The organism is Lysinibacillus sp. AR18-8, from assembly GCF_001705465.1.
Lineage (GTDB): Bacteria > Bacillota > Bacilli > Bacillales_A > Planococcaceae > Lysinibacillus > Lysinibacillus capsici.
Window position 1 is genome coordinate 1 of sequence record NZ_MDGU01000011.1, and the last position, 1,636, is coordinate 1,636.

The window sequence follows — 1,636 nt, forward strand, 5'->3', positions numbered from 1 at the left end:
GATGTGTATAAGAGACAGTACCTGAAGTGACCCCTATAAGTTAGACACGGTTATTTCGTTTAGGCAGCTTGGGTAAACTGAGTTCGGTATTCTACCGGACTCAGTTTTAATTTTGCCTTTAAACGTCTCGTGTTGTAATACGTTATATACTTTTCAAGTTCCTTTTTAAAATGCTCGACACTATCAAATTCCTTTAAGTAGAGGAATTCTGACTTCATGATGCCGAAGAAATTCTCCATGACAGAGTTGTCATAACAGTTTCCCTTACGTGACATACTTTGCACAATGCCTCTTGATTCAAGGGCGTGGCGATATTGTTTCATTTGGTAATGCCAACCTTGATCTGAATGCATCAATAATTGATGTTCCTCTGGCAACCTCTCTAGTGCCTTCTCCAACATTTCTGATACAAGCGAATATGTTGGTCTATGACCAATTGTGTACGTAATAATTTCGCCGTTAAATAAGTCTAAAATAGGTGATAAATAGAGCTTTTCACCAAACAGCTTAAACTCCGTAATATCTGTAACCCATTTTTCATTCGGTGCTTCTGCTATGAAGTTACGATCCAATCTATTAGGCGCAATCTTACCGATTGTCCCTTTATAAGATTTGTATTTCTTCATACGCACTAAGCACTTTAAACCTAATTCTTTCATGATACGTTGAACCTTTTTATGATTCACTTTTTTCCCACGATTTGCTAGCTCATCACGAATACGACGATAACCATAACGACCTTCGTGTTCGTTATAAATTGCTCGAATTTCGGCCTTTAACTCGGCATCTGGATCTGGACGATCCATCTTCTTCACTAAATCATAGTACGTGCTACGTGGAATGCCTGCGAATTTCGCAAGCGCCTTCACCGAGTATTTATGCCTTAATTCATAGATGACCTTTACTTTGTCTTCTTTGGTGATTTTTCCTTGGCTTGAACTAAGGCGTTCAACTTTTTTAAGTACTCATTTTCCATACGTAGACGATTGATTTCTGCTTGAAGTGCTTCAGGTGTCCCTTCTACTGGTGCTTGTTTTGGTTGTTTGTTCGTTTCTTTTTTCATGGATGGATGCCCCTTTTTCCTTGATTGAAGGGCATCGAATCCTTTTGTTTTAAATTGCTTTTTCCAACTACGAAGTGTAGAAGGCGTAGCTATCTTAAAGATAGCTGCTGTTTCAAGTAAGGACGTACCATTTTCAATCATAAAGTTTAGTACGTCTAGTTTAAACTGTGCCGAATAATTTGTATATCGCTTTATAAACGCTTCTACGCCATTATACTCATATTGTTTCGCCCAATTAAGAATTGCTTTGTGATCTGTTCCGATAGATTTAGCAATTTCATGTGAACTTTCATTGCCTTTTATGTAACGTAAGGCTGCTTGTAGTTTTTCTTCCGATGTAAATTTAGCCATATAAAAACTGCTCCTCCAAATGTTAGATGTGTCTAACATTTGGGGAGCAGTTCAAATAAGGACAAGCTTTGATGGGGTGCTTTTATGATTCACAGATAAAAAAATCGCATGACATTCAATAAAGGGACAAGCTTACAATCTGTCTCTTATACACATCTAACAAAAACGACCCGGCTGCCCTGGCGACAGCAATTGCTGGTCAGCCTGCAGCGTGTGCTGCTG

The 1,636-nt window shown here is 38.6% G+C and carries 1 protein-coding gene; it reads right to left on the reverse strand.

The window, feature by feature from the left end:
* Positions 1-59: 59 nt before the first annotated feature.
* A protein-coding gene (locus BFM98_RS23395; protein WP_139111235.1) for an IS3 family transposase occupies positions 60-1,414 on the reverse strand; the annotation gives its coding sequence in 2 pieces (ribosomal slippage) (positions 60-961 and positions 961-1,414; 1,356 coding nt in all).
* Between the last annotated feature and the right edge of the window lie 222 nt (positions 1,415-1,636).